The 15,247-nt window shown below is 69.7% G+C and carries 19 protein-coding genes; 9 read left to right on the top strand and 10 right to left on the bottom strand.

Annotated features, from left to right (window positions below):
• The first annotated feature begins 30 nt into the window (after positions 1 to 30).
• Positions 31 to 810, top strand: a complete 780-nt coding sequence (locus tag BZG35_RS07080; RefSeq protein ID WP_077357922.1) for an NAD kinase — start codon at positions 31 to 33, stop codon at positions 808 to 810.
• A 69-nt stretch (positions 811 to 879) separates the two neighbouring features.
• Positions 880 to 1,359: an Hpt domain-containing protein gene (locus BZG35_RS07075; RefSeq protein WP_077355005.1), complete on the top strand. Its 480-nt coding sequence runs from the start codon at positions 880 to 882 to the stop codon at positions 1,357 to 1,359.
• A 3-nt stretch (positions 1,360 to 1,362) separates the two neighbouring features.
• On the opposite strand, the gene BZG35_RS07070 is transcribed toward BZG35_RS07075, so the two are convergent.
• Positions 1,363 to 2,508 carry a DUF2336 domain-containing protein gene (locus BZG35_RS07070; protein ID WP_077355004.1) on the bottom strand — a complete coding sequence of 382 codons (1,146 nt, stop codon included), beginning with the start codon at positions 2,506 to 2,508 and terminating at the stop codon, positions 1,363 to 1,365.
• Positions 2,509 to 2,581: 73 nt separating this feature from the next.
• Positions 2,582 to 3,376 (bottom strand): transglycosylase SLT domain-containing protein, encoded by a 795-nt coding sequence (locus tag BZG35_RS07065; RefSeq protein WP_077355003.1) that lies wholly within the window; start codon positions 3,374 to 3,376, stop codon positions 2,582 to 2,584.
• Between the two features lie 192 nt (positions 3,377 to 3,568).
• Here BZG35_RS07065 and BZG35_RS07060 point away from each other — a divergent pair, with 192 nt between their 5' ends.
• A complete protein-coding gene (locus BZG35_RS07060) occupies positions 3,569 to 4,309 on the top strand; it encodes a TonB family protein (protein WP_253189295.1) in 741 nt (246 codons plus the stop codon).
• Here the strand turns inward: BZG35_RS07060 and BZG35_RS07055 are convergent.
• Positions 4,290 to 5,303, bottom strand: coding sequence for an FAD-binding oxidoreductase (locus BZG35_RS07055; RefSeq protein ID WP_216351892.1), 1,014 nt, complete (start codon positions 5,301 to 5,303; stop codon positions 4,290 to 4,292). The genes BZG35_RS07060 and BZG35_RS07055 overlap by 20 nt on opposite strands.
• A 72-nt stretch (positions 5,304 to 5,375) precedes the next feature.
• On the opposite strand from BZG35_RS07055, the gene BZG35_RS07050 reads away from it, so the two are divergent.
• Complete coding sequence (locus BZG35_RS07050) at positions 5,376 to 6,017, top strand: DUF938 domain-containing protein (RefSeq protein ID WP_077355002.1); 642 nt, start codon at positions 5,376 to 5,378, stop codon at positions 6,015 to 6,017.
• 4 nt (positions 6,018 to 6,021) lie between these two features.
• Positions 6,022 to 6,777, top strand: coding sequence for a pseudouridine synthase (locus BZG35_RS07045; RefSeq protein WP_077355001.1), 756 nt, complete (start codon positions 6,022 to 6,024; stop codon positions 6,775 to 6,777).
• 221 nt (positions 6,778 to 6,998) lie between these two features.
• Here BZG35_RS07045 and BZG35_RS07040 read toward each other — a convergent pair whose 3' ends face one another.
• Positions 6,999 to 7,682, bottom strand: coding sequence for a glutathione S-transferase family protein (locus tag BZG35_RS07040; RefSeq protein WP_077355000.1), 684 nt, complete (start codon positions 7,680 to 7,682; stop codon positions 6,999 to 7,001).
• A gap of 61 nt (positions 7,683 to 7,743) precedes the next feature.
• Here BZG35_RS07040 and BZG35_RS07035 point away from each other — a divergent pair, with 61 nt between their 5' ends.
• Positions 7,744 to 8,175: a MarR family winged helix-turn-helix transcriptional regulator gene (locus tag BZG35_RS07035; RefSeq protein ID WP_371454826.1), complete on the top strand. Its 432-nt coding sequence runs from the start codon at positions 7,744 to 7,746 to the stop codon at positions 8,173 to 8,175.
• Between the two features lie 56 nt (positions 8,176 to 8,231).
• A complete protein-coding gene (locus BZG35_RS07030) occupies positions 8,232 to 8,711 on the top strand; it encodes a VOC family protein (RefSeq protein ID WP_077354998.1) in 480 nt (159 codons plus the stop codon).
• A 4-nt stretch (positions 8,712 to 8,715) separates the two neighbouring features.
• On the opposite strand, the gene BZG35_RS07025 is transcribed toward BZG35_RS07030, so the two are convergent.
• The gene (locus BZG35_RS07025) at positions 8,716 to 9,297 is read right to left on the bottom strand and encodes a Uma2 family endonuclease (protein ID WP_077354997.1); all 582 of its coding nucleotides are present in this window, start codon (positions 9,295 to 9,297) and stop codon (positions 8,716 to 8,718) included.
• Between the two features lie 121 nt (positions 9,298 to 9,418).
• Here BZG35_RS07025 and BZG35_RS17610 point away from each other — a divergent pair, with 121 nt between their 5' ends.
• Complete coding sequence (locus tag BZG35_RS17610; protein ID WP_150125961.1) at positions 9,419 to 10,084, top strand: hypothetical protein; 666 nt, start codon at positions 9,419 to 9,421, stop codon at positions 10,082 to 10,084.
• 123 nt (positions 10,085 to 10,207) lie between these two features.
• Positions 10,208 to 10,765, top strand: coding sequence for a DUF2199 domain-containing protein (locus BZG35_RS07010; RefSeq protein WP_150125960.1), 558 nt, complete (start codon positions 10,208 to 10,210; stop codon positions 10,763 to 10,765).
• A gap of 8 nt (positions 10,766 to 10,773) precedes the next feature.
• Here the strand turns inward: BZG35_RS07010 and BZG35_RS07005 are convergent, their stop codons facing one another.
• Genes BZG35_RS07005 through crcB form a run of 5 tightly spaced genes read right to left on the bottom strand, consistent with a single transcriptional unit; the run spans position 10,774 to position 15,208 of the window.
• Entirely contained in the window at positions 10,774 to 12,306 is a 1,533-nt protein-coding gene (locus BZG35_RS07005; RefSeq protein WP_077354994.1) for an acyl-CoA carboxylase subunit beta, read from the bottom strand.
• A gap of 22 nt (positions 12,307 to 12,328) precedes the next feature.
• The gene (locus BZG35_RS07000) at positions 12,329 to 13,087 is read right to left on the bottom strand and encodes an ATP12 family chaperone protein (protein ID WP_077354993.1); all 759 of its coding nucleotides are present in this window, start codon (positions 13,085 to 13,087) and stop codon (positions 12,329 to 12,331) included.
• A complete protein-coding gene (locus BZG35_RS06995) occupies positions 13,084 to 13,767 on the bottom strand; it encodes an HAD-IA family hydrolase (protein ID WP_077354992.1) in 684 nt (227 codons plus the stop codon). Before BZG35_RS06995 ends, BZG35_RS07000 begins: the two co-directional genes overlap by 4 nt.
• Positions 13,764 to 14,816 carry an RluA family pseudouridine synthase gene (locus tag BZG35_RS06990; RefSeq protein WP_253189294.1) on the bottom strand — a complete coding sequence of 351 codons (1,053 nt, stop codon included), beginning with the start codon at positions 14,814 to 14,816 and terminating at the stop codon, positions 13,764 to 13,766. Before BZG35_RS06990 ends, BZG35_RS06995 begins: the two co-directional genes overlap by 4 nt.
• The gene (gene crcB / locus BZG35_RS06985; protein WP_077357917.1) at positions 14,813 to 15,208 is read right to left on the bottom strand and encodes a fluoride efflux transporter CrcB; all 396 of its coding nucleotides are present in this window, start codon (positions 15,206 to 15,208) and stop codon (positions 14,813 to 14,815) included. The genes BZG35_RS06990 and crcB overlap by 4 nt, the downstream gene beginning before the upstream one ends.
• Positions 15,209 to 15,247: the final 39 nt, after the last annotated feature.

The following is a 15,247-nucleotide window of genomic DNA, read 5'->3' as shown; positions in this document are numbered from 1 at the left end:
TCCGCCGCCCGCCTCGGCTTGCGTGTGACCGTGACCACCTCCGCATCCCCTCCCCGGCTGACCTTCTGCGCCAGCGACCGGCCCGAGGCGCAGGAGGCCCGCCGGCGGCTGTCCGCGCTCTACGGATCGGTCGACGAGACAGAGGCCGATGTCATCGTCGCGCTCGGCGGCGACGGCTTCATGCTCGAGACGCTGCACACCAATCTGACGCGCCGCACGCCGGTCTACGGCATGAACCGGGGATCGGTCGGGTTTCTGATGAACGACTACGAGGAGGAGGGTCTGCTGGACCGGATCGCCTCCGCCGGCCGCGCCGTCATCCATCCGCTGCAGATGGACGCCTGGACCGAAAGCGGGGCGGTGCACACCGGCCTGGCCATCAACGAAGTCTCGTTGCTGCGGCAGACGCGTCAGTCGGCCAAGCTGCGCATCAGCGTCGACGGCAAGGTCCGGCTGGAAGAGCTGTCGTGCGACGGCTGTATGGTGGCGACCCCGGCCGGGTCGACGGCCTACAACCTGTCGGCGCACGGCCCGATCATCCCGCTGGACGCCAGCATGCTGGCCCTGACCCCGATCAGCGCCTTCCGGCCCCGGCGCTGGCGCGGGGCCCTGCTGTCGCATCGCGCCACGGTCGAGTTCGAGGTGCTGGAGGCCGACAAGCGCCCGGTCAGCGCCGTGGCCGACAATCTGGAGATCCGGCGCGTGGCGAAGGTCGTCGTCAAGGAACGCCGGGACGTCGACCTGACGATGCTGTTCGACGCCGGCCGCTCGTTCGAGGAACGGGTCCTGGCCGAACAGTTCATGGCTTAGAACAAGGCGGTGACGGGTTCTTAAGGGGCAGCGTGCAATCTGTTTCCACGTCGCCCGCAGGAGTTATTCGTGAGCAACCCGGCTCAAGTCACCAGCCCGCCCAATCTGCTCCGCGCCAAGGTCGGCGGCGGCTTCAGCGGCATCAACGCCGACGCCATCGCCCGCGCCGAGGAGGCCCTGAAGGCCATGTCGGGCCAGTTCGGCCAGTGGCTGCAGGACGAGGTCACCAAGCTGGACGCCGCCCAGGCCCGCATCCGCGCCGAGGGCTACGACGCCCAGACGGCCGAAGGTCTTTATTTCCGCGCCCACGACCTCAAGGGTCTGGGGGCCACCTATCAGTATCCGCTGGTCACGCGGCTGGCCGGCTCGCTATGCCGACTGATGGATGATCCCATCAAGCGCATGGAGGCCCCCATGCTGCTGATCGACGCCCATATCGACGCCATCCGCGCCGTCGTTCGCGATCAGATCCAGACCGACGACCACCCGACCGGCCGCGTGCTGGCCGAGACCCTGGAAGCCCAGGTCGCCGCCCACCGCGCCGCCTAGTTCCTAGGCCGCGTTGGCCGCCACGATCCGCGCCGGCCCCTGCGCCGGTCGGTCCAGCCGTTCCATCAGATAGGCCAGGTCGTCGCGCGATGTGTTCGGCCGCTGGGTCAGGAACCGCTCCAGCATCCGCTCCCTGAAGGCTTCGCCGGACGTATCGACACCTTCGGCCGACAACTGGCGCCAGGTGTCGACCCCGGCGCGCACGGCCTGAAACAGACGCGGCGGCAGTCCCGCGCGATCGTAGATGGCCCGCAACCCCAGCGGCCCGGCGTCATGCACCATCAGCCAGACGCGCGCATGGGGCGTCGCGGCCAGTTCGGCGATGCCGTGTTCGAACAGGGTCATCTGCCCCCGCGCCAGAGCCCGCAGCAGAAGCGATCCGGTCAGGGCCCGGCGGGTGTTCAACTGGCTCACGAAGGTGGCGATGTCCGCGGCGCCGGCCGCCTGATCGATCAGATCGATGGTGGCCCGCTCGCGCGCGAAGGTCGACAGGCGGATGGCGGTTTCAGGGGCCACCGCATGGCGCGACACCAGATGCGCGCGCACCGCTTCGCTGGCCACCGCGATCAGCCGCTCGGTGATGTCCAGGGGCAGGACCTCGCGATAGGCCAGGGCGTTGACCACCTCCGCCGACGCGCCGAAGCGGTCCACCACCCGGCTCATCGCCGACGCGGACAGATCGGCGTTGTCGTTGGAGGCCAGGGTCCGGACCGACTGCTCGCAGCCGTCCGTTGCCAGCGCCTCGGCCACGTCGCGCGAGACCCGGGGCCGGGCCGCCACCGCCACCTGGCGCGCGGGCGAGCCGGCGCGAACGATCGCGATCAGGTCGTCATCGGTGAAGACAGGCGAGGCGCCGATGACCGGCAGGGCGATGGAGTCGACATCGGCCGCCAGCAGTCGCGCCACGTCGTGGGGCAAGAGGTCGGAGGCCTTCAGCGTCACGGCCAGGGCGCGACGCACCAGTTCCGCCGCGTCCTTGGCCAGGACCCGCATGATCTTCTGCGCGGCCTCGCGGTCGGACTCGTCCAGGGCGATCCGATCCATGCTCCGGCACAGCTTGTGCGCCGCCGACGCCCGTTCGTCGACGTCGGTCGCCTTGATCAGGCGCCGGATGTCGAACTCGGTCAGGCGGGCGCTGTAGGCGGTCATGTCAGCTCGGGAAAGGCGGCGGATGATCCTCAGAATGCACACGCATGCTTAACGCCCGGTTTACCATGCGCGATCAGACGCCGCGTTCGGGCTCCGGCCCAAAGGCTCCGCCGAAGCCGGCGCTTTTGCCGCCGCCGTCCTGTCCCAACAGCAGGGCCAGCAGGCCCTGGTCCTGTTTCAGCCGGTCCATCCGCGCGGCGATGGCCATGTCCTTGTCGTCCAACGCGGGCAGGCCCGGGCCGCCCGCGCCCTGGGCCGGGGCCCCCTCGCCCGCCGTGCGCTGCAGATTGGCGTGGACTTCGGCGATCGTGGCGGGCCGGCCGTCGCGATAGAAGATCGACCGGTTGGCCGAGGCCGCCTGGGGGAACAGGGCGGCCGCGCTCGCCCCCGGCCGGGTCGCCATGGCCTCCATGATCTGGGCCGCGCCGGCCGGGCCCAGAAAATGCGCGGCGTACAGATCGCCTGCCCCCGGCTCGCGGCCCGTCCGCCCCCGCAGATAGGCGGCGTTGGAGGCCGTCAGCTCGCCCGCCATGGTCGAGGCCGCCTGGGGGTCGAACCTCAGGTCCAGCACCACATTGCGCGCCGATCCCTCGACCCGCCAGCGTCCGTCCGAGCCGCGGTGGATCAGATCGGCATACTGGCCGTAGCCGTGCTGCGCCCCATGCTGTTTTACCGTCGCCAGCCAGGTCTGCTCGATGAACTGGAACAGCCCCGCCGCCGACGAGGTCTGCGCCTTCGCCGACGGATTCAGGGCGCTCTCGCGGCGCGCCGTCTTCATCAGAAAGTCGAAGTCCACGCCCGTGGAATGGGAGGCACGACGGATCGCGGCCTCTACCCCTCCCGACGATGGAATCGCTCCAACGGACATGGGTCAAGGCTCGCGGGTCGCGGTTAATCGAACGTTAACGTCGGTTAACGGCCTGTGGCCAACCGCCGGTCGGTCCAACCTGATCGATGATCACCCGGAAATCTCTGTTTTCTGTCGCCACAATCCCGCCGTCAGAGGGGCGCGTCATCGCCTCTGGGCAGCTGGGGAGCGGCTTAGAGAGGGAGAACGACCATGATGATGCAAACCGCCGGCGGACCCCGACTGGTCCATCCGATCGACTTCGGCGAGCGCAAACGTCCCCTGCCCCGCACCACCTGGATCGCCATCGGCCTGGTGACCCTGGCCCATGCCGGACTGGGCGTGGTGCTCTACAACCAGCGAGCCGACCGCGCGCCTGTGGACATCGATCCACCGGAGCGCATCGTCCACACGGTCATGGTTCGTCCGGAGCCGCGCCCCGAGCCGCGGACCAGCCCGACCCCTCCTGCACCGAACCCGCCCGTCAACCGGACACCCGCGCCGCCGGAAAGCGTCGAGACCCTGCCGACCGTCATCTCCGACATCGCCACGGCCAGCCCCGGACCGGTCATCACCACCACCACGGTCGTCGCTCCGGGCACGGCCACGGGCACCGCCTCGGATCCTCTGGAGGTCGCGCCGGCCGGCCCGCCCGTGATCGCCTCGCCGCGCTGGATCCGCCAGCCCAGCGCGGCCCAGCTGACCCGCGCCTATCCGGATCGCGCTCTCCAGCAGTCGGTCTCCGGCTTCGCCCAGCTCAGCTGTCTGGTCCAGGCCGACGGCAGCGTCAGCGGCTGTGCCATCGTGTCCGAAACCCCCGGAGGCTACGGCTTCGGCCGCGCGGCCCTGGGTCTGTCGCGCCACTTCCGGATGAGCCCGCGCACGGTCGATGGTCAGGCCGTGGACGGCGCGCGCGTCGCCATCGGCCTGCGCTTCAACCTGCCGGACGCATAAGCCGTCTCGGATCGAAGGCGGCGTCCGGCACGCCGCCTTCGATCCCTTCGACCACCGCCCTGGCCACGCGCGGGGCCAGCAGCCAGCCGTTGCGGCGCGGGGCCAGGGCGACGTGCAACCCGCCTCCGAGCGCACCGGCCAGCGGCAGACCGTCCGCCGTGGCCCCCCGCACCCCGACCCGCCATTCGACCGGGCCCTGAAGCGAGCGCCCGGTCAGGCCCTGGGCCATCGCCAGCAACCGCTCGGACGCCGCCGGATCGACCGCGAGATCGCGCGCCCCCTCGGCCATCGTCGCCCCGATCAGCGTTCCGCCGCCGCCCGGGGCGACATAGCCCTGCGGTCCGCGCAGCACCCGGTCCGTCAGGCGCTCCGTGGTCCAGCCGATCTGGCCCTTGATCGGCCGGATCGCCCCGATCAGCGTCCTCGCCGCGTCCGGCAGTCCGGCCAGACTCATGGCCGCTCCCATCGCCAGCACGACCTGCCGCGTCCCGATGTCGCCGGTTGAGGTCCGGATTCGCCAGCCGGCGTCGACCGGGTCCACCGCCTGCGCCTCCGCCCGCAGGATCCGGCCGCGAAGCGCATCGATCAGGATCGCCATCGAAGCCCCCGCGTCGATGCGAATGTCGGCCGGGACCGCCACGCCCTGCGGCCGCCGCTCGGTCGCGAAGCCCAGGGCCCGCAGGCGGGACTCGACCCCGTCCGGATCAGGCCCCCGCCATTCCGCCGCGGTCAGATCCAGGCCGATCCTCGTCCGGGCCGCGAAGTCGGGCCACAGGGCGGCGGCCTGCCGCAGAAGCGCCCCCCGCGCCGCGTCGCCGCCGTCCAGCAGGGTCTCGAACCCCGGCGCGATCATCCCGGCCGCGACCGCCGAAGCATTGCCCGCCCCCGGATCGACCACCCACACGTCGCGCCCGCGCGCCATGAGCTCGACGGCCACGCTCAGCCCCAGCACGCCCGCGCCGACCACCAGGATGTCACAGGAAATATCCGCCACGGCCCGTCCTTCGGCCCGACGCGCGGTGATTTCAAGTCGCGCGCGCGCCCGCGTCCCTGTATCTGCCGAAGCGTGCAGACCCTGGATCCCCTGACCCCCGCCGCCCCGCCCGGAGCCCTGGCCTCGCCGGCCGTGGCGCGCAATACCGACGCCATCCTGGCCGTGCTGCGCGCCCACCTGCCTGAGCGCGGCCGGGTGCTGGAGATCGCCTCCGGCTCGGGCGAGCATGCCGTCGCCTTCGCCCGCGCCCTGCCCCTGACCAGCTGGACGCCCAGCGACCCGTCGCCCGAAGCCCGGTCCAGCATCGCCGCCTGGGCCGCCGACGCCGCCCTGTCGAACCTCGGCCCCGCCCTCGACCTCGACGCCGCACAGCCCGACACTTGGCCCGCTGTCGATGTCCAGGCCATCGTCTGCATCAACATGATCCACATCAGCCCGTGGGCGGCGAACGAGGGTCTGATGGCCGGGGCCGGGCGCGTCCTGCCTGATCCCGGCGGCCTTCTGGTCCTGTACGGCCCGTTCCGCGAGGCCGACGTGCCCCTCGCCCCGTCCAACGAAGCCTTCGACGCCAGCCTGAAATCGCGCGACCCGGCCTGGGGCCTGCGCGCGGTCGAGGACATCGTCGCCCTGGCCAAGGCGCACGGCCTGCACCTGACCCGCCGGGCCGAGATGCCGGCCAACAATCTGATGCTGCTGTTCCGGCGCGTGGGCTGACCGCATGGCCTTCTCCCGCCTGTATGACGGTCCCGAGCCCAGCCGCATCAACAAATGGCTGGGCCAGACCGGGGTCTGTTCGCGCCGCGAGGCCGACGCCCTGATCGCCGACGGCCTGGTCTCCATCGACGGCGCGGTCGTGACCGATGCCGGCCGCAAGATCGAGCCGGGCCAGACCCTGACCCTCAGCGACCGGGCCGAGACCGCCCTGGCCGCCGGGGTCACCATCGTCATGCACAAGCCGCTGGGCTACGTCTCGGGCCAGCCCGAGCCGGACAAGATCCCGGCCGTCCGCCTGCTGACAGAGGCCAATCGCATCGGCGAAGGCCCCGTCCCCGCCGCCGACGCCTCCCTGCCCCCCATCGGCCGTCTGGACGAGGATTCGCGGGGCCTGCTGCTGCTGTCCTCCGACGGGGTGGTGGCCAAGGCGGTGATCGGGCCGGAGTCCGATCTCGACAAGGAATATCTGGTCCGGGTCGCCGGCGACGTGACCGAGAAGAAGCTGAAGATCCTGCGCCACGGCCTGATGCTGGACGGCCGCCAGCTGCGCCCGGCCTATGTCAGCCGGATGGAGAGCTTCCGCCTGAAGTTCATCCTGCGCGAGGGCCGCAACCGCCAGATCCGGCGCATGTGCGCCATGGTCGATCTGGACGTCATCGACCTGATCCGCGTCCGCATCGGCCCGCTGAAACTGGACAACCTGCCCGAGGGCCACTGGCGCATGCTGACGGCCGAGGAGCGGGCGGCGCTGCTCGGCTGAGGTCGGTGCCGGACTCGTAAAAGAGAGTCCGACCCGTCCGACCCGTTCGGGTCGGACTGGTCCGGAGGGTCCGCTTCGGGGACGATGGTGGCTCGATTGTCAAAGACCCGGTCCACAGCCTAACCGACTGCTGCGTCAAAATCGGTCGTATATGGATCGGTCGCCTTGGCCCGGCGCGCCGGGATGACCATCAGGCCTGAGGCATCGCCGCTCTCTCCAGGCTACGACGCGACCGGACCCTCGGCGCGTTCAAGCTGCGCGGCCTCCACGGCCCGGAACGGCTTCATCTGATCGTCCAGAGCTCGCCGGAACGCAGGACGGGCCTCGGCGCGGGCGACATAGTCGGCGAGGGCGGGAAAGTCGGCGACGATCGTCGTGTGGCGCAGATCGCGCAGCACATGGGTCATCAGGATGTCGGCGGCGCTGAAGCGGTCGTTGGCGAACCACAGCCGGTCCCCGAGCGCGGTCTGCACATCGCCCAGCCGCTTGCGCAGGAAGGCCTCCGCTTCCGGCCGGCGTTCCTTCGCCCAGCTCTTGTCGGCATGGAACAGGTCGATCCCGGCCAGTTCGGCGACGAAGGGCTCGACGCTGTTCATGGCCGCGAACAGCCAGGTCATGACCATGGCGCGACCGGCGTCGTCGGTCGGCATCAGGGCCTCAGCGTTCTGCGCGATCCATAGCACGATGGCCCCGCTCTCGAACATCTCGACCGTGCCGTCGCGATAGGCCGGAACCTGGCCGAAGGGCTGCTGGGCGCGATAGGCGGGCGTCGCCTGGTCCTCGAACCCGATCAGCCGATCGTCATAGGCCAGCCCGGCCTCCTCCAGCGCCCAGCGCACGCGGAGGTCGCGAACAGATCCCTGGGCGAAGGGCGGGACCCATTTGAAGGCGGTGACCTGGATCATGACGGCTCCTCACAAACTTGACCGATAGTTTGATATCAATGTATTTGGGGATATGTCAAACGTGCCCGAGGCTTTCGCGACGACCCTGCACATCCGCGACCACTGCCTGTGCCTGCACGCCCAGCGCGCCGCCCGCGCCCTGGCCCGCCGGTTTGACGACGCCTTTCGACCCTTCGGCATCACCAGCGGGCAGTTCTCGCTGATGAACGGGCTGAACCGACCCTCACCGCCCAGGATCGGCGCGGTCGCCGAGCTGCTGGCCATGGATCGGTCGACCGTGACGGCCGCCCTGAAACCGCTGGAGCGGGCCGGCTGGGTCAGCGTCAGCGTCGACGCCACCGACCGTCGGAGCCGGCGCCTGGCCCTGACCGACGCCGGGCGGGCCGTCCTCGCCGAAACCACCCCCGTCTGGATCCGCGAGCACGCCGTCGTGGAAGCCGAGCTCCCCGGCACCGGAGACGCCCTCCGGACCGGTCTGAGGGCCCTGACATGACCGCGGCCGTCACGCCTTTGAACGCCTTCCAACCCTCCGAAGCAAAGGATCCCCCCATGCCCGCCGAACAGAAGATCATCCCCTGCCTGTGGTTCGACACCCAGGCCGAGGAGGCCGCGACCTATTATGTCTCCGTCCTCCCCAACTCGCGGATCGAGCGGATCGTCCGCGCCCCCGCCGACTATCCGGGCGGCAAGGCGGGCGGTGTCCTGCTGGTCGAGTTCACCCTGGCCGGCAACCGCTACACCGCCCTGAACGGCGGCCCCTATTTCACCTTCACCGAGGCCGTCTCGCTGCAGATCTACACCGACCCGGCCGAGACCGACCGCCTCTACGCCGCCCTGTCGGCCGTTCCGGAGGCCGAACAGTGCGGATGGGCCAAGGACCGCTACGGCTTCAGCTGGCAGATCGTGCCGGTCGGCTTCGGTGCCCTGATGAGCGACCCCGACCCGGCCGTCGTCGCCCGGGTCTTCGCGGCGATGATGGAGATGAAACGGCTGGACATGGATGCGCTGCGGGCGGCGGCGCGGGGGTAGGTCGTCAGCCCTCCAGCGGCACCCAGTCGTCGAACCGCACTGACACCGTCGGCAGCCCGCCCGCTACGAGGGTCTCGCCGAACGGCACCCGCCCCACCCCGCGATAGGCCCCGGTCTCGGGCAGGGTCAGCACATGGGTGACGCGGGCGTTGACGTCCACGACCCAGTATTCGGCCAGCCCATAGCGGGCATAGGTCGCGCTCTTGCGGCCCAGATCATAGCCCAACGACATGTCCGCGATCTCGATCACCAGCGGCACCGCCGCCGGATCGGCGGGCTTCAACGGCGACGACCGGGCGATGACGTAGAAGTCGGGTTGCGGCGCATCCGTGGGTGCCAGATGCAGCGTCCCGTCCGGAATGATCCGCCACTCCCGCCCCAGCGCGGGCACGAGCACCCGCACGATCTCGTCCTTGAACGTCAGATGCGCCTCACCCTCGGAGGCCATGTCGATGATCTCCCCGTCCAGGATTTCCAGCGAAGCATCCGGCGCGATCACCCCGGCCTCGATCATGCGATCCACGTCGTCGACCGTGAACCGGTGACGACCGCCGTCCGTGCGAGGGAAGAAGGCGGGGGCGTTCATGGGGTCAGACTAGCGGAAAACCGGGGTGGGTGCCATCGCAGCCCCCTGGATCGGGTCATGCCCGGCCACCGATTACCGGTTCAAAGCATTGTCCCTTCAGGCTCACGCGCGGAGGCCCGACATGAACGCGATGAAGATCCTGCAGTCGGTGGAGGAGCTGCTCTACGAGGTCATGTCGTGGCTGCTCTTCTATCCGCGCACCCTGCTGATGACCCTGCGCCACCCGTTGCGGACGATGCACTATTCGGACGCGGAGCAGCGCGACAAGCCCGAGAAACAGTATCTGGAAACGCTCAGCCCGCCGCTGTTCCTGGTGCTCAGCATCCTGCTCGCCCATGGGCTGGAGCTGCTGTTCGGGGTCGGCCCGACCGACGAACCGAATGCCGCCAGCCGCTTCATCACCGGCAATGAGCAGAACCTGCTGGCTTTCCGGGCCCTGATGTTCAGCCTGCATCCCCTGGTTTTCGCGTGGGCTTTCCTGAAGCTGTCGGGTCACAGGATCGACCGCGAAAGCCTGCGCCCGCCCTTCTTCGCCCAGTGCTATCTCGCCGGAGCCACCTCGATCCTGGTCAGCCTCGGCACCCTCGGCGTTCAGGAGCCGTCGCTGTGGAGCACCCTAGCCGGCATCGTTCTGATCGGGGTGATCACCCTGTGGTACATCGCCATCCAGCGCCTGTGGCTTGCGGCCGTCCCGGGGCTGAGCCGCTGGAAGGCCTGGGCCTGGGCGATCGGGCTGTACCTGCTGACCACCGGCCTGGTGGTCACGGCGAACGCCTTGGTGGAATAGGTCTCCTTCTCCCAGAGGGAGAGGGAGGGCCCCGCCGACGCGGTCTCCACCCCCGGCCAGGCGGCGAACACCTGCTCCGCCGTCGGCGAGTGGAGGCGGTTGCGGGAGCAGAGGAAGAGGAGGTTGGTCACCATCAACCGCTACCATTGGGAGGGCAACGCCGATAAGGACGAAACCATGCCTGTGTCCTTCATCTGCGCGACTTGCGGTCAAACCCATGAAGGTTTTTCCGCCCTGGCGTTCAAGGCTCCCGCGCCGTGGGATTGGGCGAGCGAGGAAGAGCGGGCTGCGAACTGGAAACTCCAGAGCGATTTCTGCCGCTTCAAGGACGTCGACTTCTATGTCCGGGCGGTGCTGGCCCTGCCCATAATCGGCAGTGATCAGACGCTAGAGTTCGGCGTCTGGTCCACCCTGAGCAAGGAGAACATCGACCGCTATTGGGACAGCTTCGAGGATGACGACCAGTCGAAGCTTGGGCCGATGTTCGGCTGGTTTTCGAATGCAGTCCCCGGATATCCGGAGACCATGGGGCTGAAATGCCAGGTACTGCCCCAAGACCACCGACAGCGCCCGCTGATCGAACTGGAGCCGACTGACCACCCGTTGGCGATCCATCAGCGCGAAGGGATTACGATGGAGCAAGCGACGCGTTACTACCACGCGCACATGGCGCGAAGCTGAGCATCCCCCTACAGCGGAATATTATCGTGCTTCTTCCACGGGTTCGTCTGCACCTTCCCCTTCAGCGTCCGTAGCGCCCGGATCAGCCGTCGCCGCGTGCCGTGCGGCATGATCACGTCGTCGATGTATCCCAGTCCCGCCGCGACGAAGGGGTTGGCGAAGCGTTCCTTGTACTCGGCCTCGCGCGCCGCCAGGGCCACCGGGTCGCCGGCCTCCTTGCGGAAGATGATCTCGACCGCGCCCTTGGCCCCCATCACCGCGATCTCGGCCGAGGGCCAGGCGTAGTTGACGTCGCCGCGCAGGTGCTTGCTGCTCATCACGTCATAGGCACCGCCATAGGCCTTGCGCGTGATCACCGTCAGTTTGGGCACCGTGGCCTCGGCATAGGCGAACAGCAGCTTGGCCCCGTGCTTGATCAGGCCGCCGTATTCCTGGCGCGTGCCGGGCATGAAGCCGGGCACGTCGACGAAGGTCACCAGCGGGATCGAAAAGGCGTCGCAGAAGCGCACGAACCGCGCGGCCTTGCGGCTGCTGTCGATGTCCAGCACCCCGGCCAGGACCTGGGGCTGGTTGGCGACGATGCCGACCGACTGGCCGTCCAGCCGGCCGAAGCCGCAGACGATGTTCCGGGCGAAGTCCGCCCCGATCTCGAAGAACTCGGCTTCGTCGACCGTCTTCAGGATCAGCTCCTTGATGTCATAGGGCTGGTTCGGATTGGCCGGCACCAGGGTGTCCAGTGACGCCTCGTCCCGCTCCGGATCGTCGTACGACTCGCGCACCGGCGGCGTCTCGCGGTTCGACAGCGGCAGGAAGCCGATCAGGCGGCGGACCTCGGACAGGGCCTCCAGGTCGTTCTCGAACGCGCCGTCGGCGACGCCCGACTTGCCCGCATGCACTCGCGCCCCGCCCAGGTCCTCGTGGCTGACCACCTCGTTGGTGACCGTCTTCACCACGTCCGGGCCGGTGACGTACATGTAGGACGTGTCCTTCACCATGAAGATGAAGTCGGTGATGGCGGGCGAATAGACGTCGCCCCCGGCGCACGGCCCCATGATCACGCTGATCTGGGGGATGACACCACTGGCCAGGGTGTTCTGCAGGAAGATGTCGGCATAGCCCGCCAGGCTCTCCACCCCCTCCTGGATCCGCGCCCCGCCGGCGTCGAACAGGCCGATGATGGGCGCGCCATTGGTCAGGGCCATGGTCTGCAGCTTGACGATCTTGGCCGCATGCGCGCCGCTCAGGGACCCGCCGAAGACGGTGAAATCCTTGGAGAAGACATAGACCAGCCGGCCGCCGATGGTGCCCCGGCCGGTGACCACCCCGTCGCCGGGGATGCGCTGGGTCTCCATGCCGAAATCGTGGCTGCGATGCTCCACGAACATGTCGGTCTCTTCGAAACTGTCCTCGTCCAGCAGCACCTCGATCCGCTCGCGCGCGGTCAGCTTGCCCTTGGCGTGCTGGGCCGCGATGCGGGCGGGGCCACCGCCCTGCCGCGCGGCCTCGCGACGGATTTCCAGCTGTTCGAGAATGGCTTTCATGGGAGACTCCTTGGGCCGAGGCTTAAAGCGCCCGGAACCACCGGTCCAGCAGCACCGCCTCCGCCCGGCGCGCCTCGGTGCGGTCGGCGTTGTCGGCGTCGATGCCCCACTGGCGTTCCTGGAAGGCCTCGTCCAGCCGGCTCAGGTCGAAGGCCGCCTGCCCCGACAGCGCCCCGCGTTGCAGCGCCAGCCCCAAGATGGCGCTGCCCAGCAACGGCACCGCCGTCGCCAGCCCGGTCAGGGCGAAATCGTCCAGTTCCAGCGCCAGATCGCGCACCCGGGCGATGCTTTCTGGCGGCTGCGGCCGGTGGATGATCCCCTGCGTCGCCTCGACCTGGACGCCCAGCTCTCCAGACGCCCAGTCCCGCCAGGGGGCCCATTCGCGCGCCTGTTCGGCGACCAGGTTGCCGGGGTGTTCGGCCAGGTAGCAGAGCAGGTCCGAGCCGACATAGGCCGCGATCTCGTCGGCGACGGGTTCGCGCGTCTGGCTGACCCGGTCGATGGCGGTGGCGGCCAGGCGGGTGGCGGGCATGGTGCCGGGGTCGATGAACTCGCCCTGCGCCGCCCATTCGTCGGCCACCATCCGCGCGGCGGCCTCGGTCGGCAGGACGATGCGGGCATGGGCCGGCGTCTTGGGGGCGCGCCCGTCCAGCAGGACGACAAACCCCTCGCCCTCCGACGCGACCGAGGCCTCGGTCCAGAACCGCTTCAGCCGCTCCTCGGATTCGCGGAACCCCTTCTTGGCGGCGACCCGGGGGTCCAGCGGCGGGATATGGCTCATGCGATGGCTCTCTCGGCGGTCTGGGCGGCGAAACGGTTCAGGGCGGCTTCCAAATCCTCGAAATCGGCGGCCACATGCGGGGCTCCGGCGGCGATCTGTTCCTCGACCGTGTGGAAACCCCAGGCCACGCCCTGGGCCCGGACCCCGGCGTTCAGGGCCATGCGAATGTCGTGGCCGGTGTCACCGATCATGATGGCCTGCGCCGGATGGGCCCCGGCGGCGGCCAGGGCGGCATGGATCATGGCCGGATCGGGCTTGCCCGGCCCGTCCTCGGCGCAGTGGGACGAGACGAACAGCTCGGCCCAGCCTGCCCGCGCCAGGTTGCGCGCCACGCCGCGCCGGTTCTGCCCCGTGGCCAGCGACAGCCGCCAGCCGTCGCGGTGGAGCCGGGTCAGCAGGTCCATGGCCCCGTCGTAAAGAGGCTCCTCATGGCCGGCGTCGAACATGCGTCCGAAACTGGCGCGGAAGGCCTCGGTGAACCGCTCCAGCTCGTCGGGGCCCAGGTCCGGCTCCAGCACCGCCAGGGCGTGCGGCAGGCTCAGGCCGACGATCTGGCGCACCCGGTCGTAGTGGGGGTCGGGCAGGCCCAGGTCGCGCGCCGCCTCGGTCGCCGCCTGCAGGATCGAGGCCCGGCTGTCGACCAGGGTGCCGTCGATGTCGAAGATGGCGAGGGGTCTCACCGCTGCCGCCTCACCCCCGCGAACGGGTCGTGATCCGCCTCGCCCTCGTCGAAGCCGAAATGCTGGAAGCCGGCGCGCAGCTCGGCGCTGATCGGGGCCTCGACCACCAGGGTCCCGCCGGACGGATGGTCCAGCTCGATCCGGCGCGCGTGCAGCTGCAGCTTCAGCGGCCCGCTCAACTGGTTGGAGGCCTCGTCGCCGTATTTGGGATCGCCCAGGATCGGATGGCCAATCGCCTTCATATGGGCCCGCAGCTGGTGCGTCCGCCCGGTGAAGGGCCTCAGCGCCATCCACGAGGCCCGCATGCCCGCATGGCTGATCACCGCGAAGGCCGTCTCGGCCGGCTCGGCCCCGGGGTCCTTGGGGTCGGCCGGGCGCATGATCTCGTAGTCGTTGATGCCCGACTTCTTCAGATGGACATTGATCTGCCCCTCCGCCGGCTTGGGCAGGCCCATGACCAGGGCCCAGTAGGTCTTCTTGGCCTGACGCCGCGCGAAGGCCCCCGCCAGCCGCTTGGCCGCCTCCGGCCCCTTGCCCAGCAGCAGCACGCCCGAGGTGTCGCGGTCCAGCCGGTGCACCAGCCGCGGCCGGTCCATGCCCTCGCCCCAGGCCGACAGCAGCCGGTCGACGTGGCGCGTCGTCTTGGTCCCGCCCTGCACCGCCAGGCCCCAGGGCTTGTTCAGGGCGATGACCAGGTCGTCCTCATAGATCACCATCGACTTGGCGAAGGCCACGTCGGCGGGGGTCAAGGCCATGTGCTCGCCCGGCGGCCGCACGATGGGCTCGGGGATCGGCGGCACCCGCACGGCAGCCCCGGCCGTCAGCCTGCCCTCGGGCTTGATCCGGGCCCCGTCGACGCGGATCTGGCCCCCGCGCGCCATCTTCTGCACCTGGATGTTGGACAGGTGCGGCCAGCGCCGGCGGAACCAGCGGTCCAGGCGGATGCCGTCCTCGGCCTCGGCGACATACAGGATCTGGGCCTCGCGCGCCCCGACCGGCCCCTTGGGCTCGGGCGCAACCGGTGCGGTCTCGGTGGGGTCGTAGCTCACAGGGTCGCTCCAAACGCGCGCCGGGCGACCATCAGCCCGACCATCAGGGCGACGATCGCCAGCACGACCGACAGGCCAACATAGGCCGCCGCCAGCCCATAGTCCCGCCGCTCGATCATCCCCACCGTCTCCAGCGAGAAGGCGCTGAAGGTGGTGAACCCGCCCAGCAGGCCGACGGCGGCGAACACCCGCAGCGTTTCCTGCCCGGCCCCGGCCCGCAGGCCCAGCCAGCCGACCAGCAGACCCATGGCCAGGCCACCGAAGACATTGACCGTCAGGGTGGCCCACGGCCAGGCGCTGCCTGGGAACATCCGCCCGGCCGCCAGCCCCACGCCATAGCGCGCCATGGAGCCCAGGGCCCCGCCGATGGCGACCAGCAGAAATCGTGTCATGATCGGGGGCTTATAGCGCGCAATCGCCGAAAGCGAAGG

Origin of the sequence: Brevundimonas sp. LM2, assembly GCF_002002865.1 — a bacterium.
In the GTDB taxonomy this organism is placed as follows: domain Bacteria; phylum Pseudomonadota; class Alphaproteobacteria; order Caulobacterales; family Caulobacteraceae; genus Brevundimonas.
The sequence above is the reverse complement of the archived record's forward strand: the minus strand, read 5'-3'. Positions and strand labels throughout refer to the sequence as shown.

What these genes read in the sequence shown, in the direction of transcription:
- BZG35_RS07070 (WP_077355004.1), bottom strand. Translation starts at nt 2,508, where the DNA reads ATGACCGCCTACAGCGCCCGCCTGACCGAGTTCGACATCCGGCGCCTG.
- BZG35_RS07065 (WP_077355003.1), bottom strand. Translation starts at nt 3,376, where the DNA reads ATGTCCGTTGGAGCGATTCCATCGTCGGGAGGGGTAGAGGCCGCGATC.
- BZG35_RS07060 (WP_253189295.1), top strand. Translation starts at nt 3,569, where the DNA reads ATGATGATGCAAACCGCCGGCGGACCCCGACTGGTCCATCCGATCGAC.
- BZG35_RS07045 (WP_077355001.1), top strand. Translation starts at nt 6,022, where the DNA reads ATGGCCTTCTCCCGCCTGTATGACGGTCCCGAGCCCAGCCGCATCAAC.
- BZG35_RS07040 (WP_077355000.1), bottom strand. Translation starts at nt 7,682, where the DNA reads ATGATCCAGGTCACCGCCTTCAAATGGGTCCCGCCCTTCGCCCAGGGA.
- BZG35_RS07030 (WP_077354998.1), top strand. Translation starts at nt 8,232, where the DNA reads ATGCCCGCCGAACAGAAGATCATCCCCTGCCTGTGGTTCGACACCCAG.
- BZG35_RS07025 (WP_077354997.1), bottom strand. Translation starts at nt 9,297, where the DNA reads ATGAACGCCCCCGCCTTCTTCCCTCGCACGGACGGCGGTCGTCACCGG.
- BZG35_RS17610 (WP_150125961.1), top strand. Translation starts at nt 9,419, where the DNA reads ATGAACGCGATGAAGATCCTGCAGTCGGTGGAGGAGCTGCTCTACGAG.
- BZG35_RS07005 (WP_077354994.1), bottom strand. Translation starts at nt 12,306, where the DNA reads ATGAAAGCCATTCTCGAACAGCTGGAAATCCGTCGCGAGGCCGCGCGG.
- BZG35_RS07000 (WP_077354993.1), bottom strand. Translation starts at nt 13,087, where the DNA reads ATGAGCCATATCCCGCCGCTGGACCCCCGGGTCGCCGCCAAGAAGGGG.
- crcB (WP_077357917.1), bottom strand. Translation starts at nt 15,208, where the DNA reads ATGACACGATTTCTGCTGGTCGCCATCGGCGGGGCCCTGGGCTCCATG.